The sequence below is a fragment of the Novipirellula sp. genome (assembly GCF_041583735.1).
In the GTDB taxonomy this organism is placed as follows: Bacteria; Planctomycetota; Planctomycetia; order Pirellulales; family Pirellulaceae; genus Novipirellula.
On the sequence record NZ_JBFHFD010000582.1, the window covers coordinates 1 to 5,581 of the forward strand.

At 53.1% G+C, this 5,581-nt stretch carries 5 protein-coding genes and 1 pseudogene; all 6 read right to left on the minus strand.

The window, feature by feature from the left end; genetic code table 11:
• Positions 1–240, minus strand: a pseudogene (locus ABX962_RS28765) (hypothetical protein); the annotation flags it as partial.
• Positions 237–1,034 (minus strand): amidohydrolase family protein, encoded by a 798-nt coding sequence (locus ABX962_RS28770; RefSeq protein WP_372724644.1) that lies wholly within the window; start codon positions 1,032–1,034, stop codon positions 237–239. The gene ABX962_RS28770 and the pseudogene ABX962_RS28765, both read right to left, overlap by 4 nt.
• Positions 1,027–1,686, minus strand: a complete 660-nt coding sequence (locus tag ABX962_RS28775) for a trans-aconitate 2-methyltransferase (RefSeq protein WP_372724646.1) — start codon at positions 1,684–1,686, stop codon at positions 1,027–1,029. Before ABX962_RS28775 ends, ABX962_RS28770 begins: the two co-directional genes overlap by 8 nt.
• The gene (locus ABX962_RS28780) at positions 1,679–2,881 is read right to left on the minus strand and encodes an ATP-grasp domain-containing protein (protein WP_372724648.1); all 1,203 of its coding nucleotides are present in this window, start codon (positions 2,879–2,881) and stop codon (positions 1,679–1,681) included. Before ABX962_RS28780 ends, ABX962_RS28775 begins: the two co-directional genes overlap by 8 nt.
• A 144-nt stretch (positions 2,882–3,025) precedes the next feature.
• Entirely contained in the window at positions 3,026–4,831 is a 1,806-nt protein-coding gene (locus tag ABX962_RS28785; protein WP_372724650.1) for a hypothetical protein, read from the minus strand.
• 14 nt (positions 4,832–4,845) lie between these two features.
• Positions 4,846–5,581, minus strand: a 736-nt coding sequence (locus tag ABX962_RS28790; protein ID WP_372724652.1) for a pyridoxal phosphate-dependent aminotransferase, incomplete at its 5' end; no start/stop codon positions are given.

Below are 5,581 nucleotides of genomic sequence, written 5' to 3' on the forward strand. Positions count from 1 at the left end.
GTGGGTCAACGTTTCGGCAGCCGCTTCGAGGTAGACTTCGTCGGCTTCAAAAGCGACGCCATATCGCGGTGATGATGCCCCGAGCCCCAAGCCGTGGCCGATCTCGATCATCTTCAAACCGGATTGCTCCAGCGCCTGGCACAGCCGGATCGTATCGCGTTTGGTGAATTGGAAATTGACCGCGTAGCTGCCATCACGCAGCGTGCAGTCTAACAAGAGTGGGAAGTCAGTTGGTTTCATTGGTGTTCGCTCAGCAGTCGCCTGCATGATCTCCCCATAATATTGTCGCTGTCGGTTTGGTTGAATTGGTGCCGACGTAGAAATTGTTGATGGTCTTGGATCGATTGGTCTAGTGGGATGAACGGAGCATCCGAGCCAAACAGAATTCGCTCGCTGCCCAGTTTACGAATCACAAACGCCAAGTCATTCTCGATGCTGCTGCCCAACCAATAGCTAAGCGAGAACGATGTTTCCAAGTAGGCATTGTCCCACATTTCGGCGATCAACATCGCGTCCAACACCTTCGCGCCGCCTGCATGATACATCACGACAGGACACTTCACGGCATTGAGCACTTCGACGGTCAAACGCAAATTGTCGTAGCGATAGATTTGGCGACTGCCATAGGCGGTGCATAGACCGACAAACATGCCAAGTTCCTCAGCGAGTTGGCTGAGTTCGACGACCAACGGAAATCGGTCATCCGAAATGTGTTGCAGGTAGCTGTGGAAGGTGATGCCGCGAATCCCTGCGTCCTTGGCCTCGCGTAGTTGTTGGTGGGGATCGGCGGCGTTCAGGTCCGGTTGCAAGGTGAACCAAGCACGATTGGACTGCTGCAGTTTCGCCGCCGTGCTTTGAAAACCCGCAGCGGTGATCACCGAGGGATCCATCAAGCAAATTCCGGAACTCGCGATCGCGTACTGGTCGGATTCGGCGAGGAATTGGTCGTGCCACGCTGACCAGTCGACATCGCTGAGATCAAACAGCGAAGCTTCGTCGGGCCGCAGGACCGGGTGGCGAAAGGCATCAAACATCGGCATGTTTTCGCAGACAGAGCATCATTTCGCGTTGCGGGATCGACGGGTAATCGTGGCGGAGGGTGACGTGAGGCGTCAACGAAAACGCGAACTCGAGGATCTCGGACGGATTGTAGTAGTAGACGAAATCTTCCTCGGGATAGTCCTCGTCGCGTACCGTCGTCAGCATGTCAAAGACCAATGCGTGGTCGACGCGATCGAATGCCGCGGTGATCATCGACTTGGCGAATTCGAGGTTGCTGATTTCGGCAAAACGAAAATTTAAAACGCCGAACATTACGGCAAAGTCGGCTCGCATGTCGGGCAATTCGTCCACCAACAGGTTGCCGCAGCGAAATGTATCGTCTGGAAACTTGCTTCGGCACTGTTGAAGCAAATCGGGGTTGATGTCGACACCGATATAGCGAGCACAGCGTTTGCCCGAGTCGTTGAGGTAACTGCGGAAATCGGCTAAGCCACAGCCCACATCCATCACCGACGCGTCAGTGACATCGATTTCGCGACACGCCATGGCGAACCGCACTTTTTGACTCGCCTGGGTGTCCCAGCCCAGCGTTCGTGGGTCATCGCCAAAGTTTCTGAGTCGACCGCTGTAACGCTCGTTCAGCGTCTTGTCGATTTCGCGAAGTTGTTCGTGAAAACTAGGCATATTCGATCTTTAATTTCGAGATGCATTCGGCGTGAATCGCATCGACGGTCTCGATGTCATCGCCCACAAAGATGCCGAATCCGTGACGTCCCGCCCCCGATTCGGGAGGCCCGATTTCATCGCCGGCCTTGATCAACAGTTGCAAGTGTTTGACGCCGTCAACCGCTGCGGCCTCTTCGATCCCATTGATTGCAGTCACCGTGCCGGAATCGAAAATAAAGAAGACCAGTTTGGCAGCTTTTGATTTCTTCCACGGCGACACTTCGAATGGTTCGCCCAAGGCTTCCTGGACAAGCAGCCGATTCAGGTCGACGCCGGTGATTTCAGGCAGGATCAATCCCGAGGTCAGCACGCCGCCACCGCGATTGGCGGTTTCCAATAGAAAACAGCGGCCCGCCGAATCCAAAATGTACTCGCTGTGCGTCAGTCCCCGGGTCAATCCCAGGGCGGCAATCACGCGAGTGTTGGTATCGAGTACGTGGGATAATTGTTCCTCGCTGATGTCGGCTGGATACATCACCTCGGTGATGATCGGTTTGCTGCCGGAGGTAATCTTTTTCGACGCGACGCCCAGATTGTAATGTTGGCTATCGCCGTCAAAACAGCCATCGACCGTTAGGTGGATGCCTTCGATGAATGCTTCGACCAAGACTTCGCGTGAATGCGAATTCATCAATGCGTGTAAGAAGGCATCTTCGACTTCGCTTGGTCCGTCGACGCGGCGGACACCAAAGCTGCCGCGATTGTCGACCGGTTTGACGATCACGGGATAGTCGATCAAATCGATGGCGGTTTGCACGTCCTGCAAGGTGCGGCAAGCTTGAAACCGCGGCTGGACAACATGATTTTCATGACAGCGTGCACGCATCCAGTGTTTGTTGGTGGTGACTTGGGCACCGGCCAAATCCGCACTGGGAAGCGACAACATTTCACGGACAAAGTTGGCTGCGTAATTCGAGTAGTCACATTCGTCGGCGGTAACACCTTGGATGCCGCTGGCGGTCGCCAAGTTCAGGATTGCTGTCAAATCGCGAGGATCGACGACGACACTTTGTGTTGCCAGATCAAAGCCGCTGGCATCAGGCGTCAAGTTGGTTGCCAGGATCTCGCATCCGGTACTTTTCGCGGTGCGAAGCAGCGGAACTTGCTCCCATGAAGCACCGATGACCATCAATTTCTTGTTCGATTTATGCATTGCTTTGTTTTAAAGAGGCTTTGGCGTCGTGCCAATTGCAATATGCGGTTGTTCTTGGACAGCCAATTGAGGTTGAAGTCGCGTCTGCGTCTTCTAAAGACGCAGTTGTGTTAGGATCGAGTTTCTAACATTGAACGATTTCGCTCAGATCGATTCGTTCAGATAAGGGACGTAGTTCGGAACGGATGGGTCACGTCCTTGATATTTGTGCGATGCCGGTTTGACGCCTAGCCGGTATTTGTCCAGTGCGGGATTGTAGACAATCAGTTCGGTCCATCCGTTGCTGGATGGTTCGAGTTGGCCTTGCCATTTTTGGCTGGTCTTCATCGGTTTGGTCAATAGGATGACACGTTTGATCGAAGCTGTTTCCAGTTGCGATTGCTCGATCGAGTGTTGCATCATCGACTCGACCAACGTGGTTCCGATGTTTTCGAGTCGCCAGGCATGCAGACGTCCAAACGAAGCCCAGCGGGCAACGTCGCCAATCGCGTACATCGCGCCTTGATAACAATTCAGTTCAAGCATCCCGTTCCACAATTCGGGGCGTTCGCAATCAGAGGCAAAATAATGAATGGGTTCGAGACGTTTGCCGTCGGTCGTTTCGATCTGAATGCGATAGGCGTAGACACCAAACGTGTGCCGTTTGCTAAATAACGCATACCTTTTGGACCCCAGAAACCAATTGCCCAATGATTGCCATGGATTTGCTGTGAATTCACGAAGATGTAAGTCTTCGGTCAATTCATCCTCGATCGATGTAGCGGCCGTTCCGTGGACCATCGCGGTCACGTCTTGTCCTTGCTGCCATTGAGAGGCGTCTTCGAAGTGTGTTGCCAACGTTGCCACCGGGGTCGGTCGGACGAACGTTTGGATCATGTCGGGGACAAAGAACACAAGCGAATACAGCGGCACCAAAAACCATGCTGCGGCGATGGGTTTGGGTTCAGTGGTTGGGACTGCTTGGTGTTCCGGCACGACAAGGCTAGCGAGACCAAGCGAGAATGCTAACGCAAGAGGCCCAATCAGGAAAATGTTAAACGGAAAACAGAGTCCCAATGTCAGCGCAAGCATTCCCGCCACCGCAACGGGTCTGAGTTTTCCAAATATCCATAAAACGATGAACGAGGTTTCAACGACAAGCCCGCCGATATTCCCGATCGTCATCAACGGTTTGATGTCAACCATCCAGTCAAAAAACGGTGGCAACACCCATGGTAGTACGGCAAAGTTGTAAAAACCGTTTCCTGATGACCAAAGTGGGCAAATCAGTTTGTCTAAGCCGACGTACAGGAAAATGAATCCGAAATGGAAGCCAACAAAGAAGACCGGCAGCCCGCTATTGAGGACCGAGTCGCGGCATTGACGCGTGTTGGGTTGGCCAAGGCAATAGCGAAAATCGCACGGTGCAACTGCGGCAAGCCAAGCGTTCAGGATGTAGGTGCTTTCGAAAATGCCAAACGTAAAGAAGTTGCGAAGCAGCAACGCCGCGACAACTAAATTGACAAATCGCAGCGTTCGCCCGCCCCAGCCCAATGTGATTGCAATTCCGAGAGCGGCCCACAGATAGATGGTTAACTTGAACCCTTCTCGGACCACGGGATGTTCGAGATCGTAGAACAGCACCGAGAAATGCTGCAGCGTCCTGAACGCGGTGACCATCGTTAACAAGCCGAACGCAATCCGAAAAATGCCCAGCACTTTTAAGTTAGGCGTTTGATTGCGAAGTCGCTGTGCCGCGCTGCGGAGTAATTTTGGCGATTTGGATTTGCCATAAGACAAACGGGCGATGATCAACGCCAATGCGATGGCAAAGACGGTTCGTCCCACGTAGCGAAAGGTTGATGCGTCATCCAGATCGTGAATCGTGACCACGAAAATGATCGACAACAGTACCAGCAGGGCATATTGCCAACGCTGAAGTGCCCGAAATGATTTCCACCAATCCGTCATGGAAAACTTCTCTGTCATTGGATTAGAAAAGGCGTCAATTGGTTCAGCCCGGTTTGAAGGGTGGCTTCAGAAACACTGAATGACATGCGAATGAACCCTGAAAAGTTCTCGCCATACGCCTCACCTGGAACCACCGCGATTCCCGCTTCCTCAAGAAGCTTTTCCGCTAGCGCTGTCCCGTCGCTTTCGCCGAACAGCGACGCGGGAACAAAGAAATAGAGTGCTCCGTCGGGAGCATAGGGAGCCAAGCGAGGAAACCTTTGGCAAATCGCTTGTCGGTTCGCTTCGTATTGCTTTACGGTCGCCCTAAGCTCGGCGAAATCGGGACGAACCATGTCCAGGACGCCATATTGTACCGGGGTGCTGACGCAGGTGGCGATGTGTTGTTGGGCTTCGAAACAGGCGTCCACCAATTCGCAATGACGGGATGCAATCCAGCCAATTCGCAATCCGGTCAGAGCGTGCGATTTCGAGAATCCGTTACAGACAATGGTGCGTTTATAATCAAATTCAGAAAGCGAATGCCACTTTTGCGAGTAGTCATAGACGCCGTAGATTTCGTCGGAGATCAACCAGGCCTCTTTCGCCGCACAGATTCTGATCAGCTGTTCGGTCTCGGACGCTTCGAAGACTTTGCCGTCGGGATTGTTGGGGGTGCAAACAATCAACACGTCGAATGTTTCGCGGCGAAGCCGGTCGACCCATCCGGGCTGCGTTTGGTCGATCGAAACGACCGGAACGTTGAGAAGA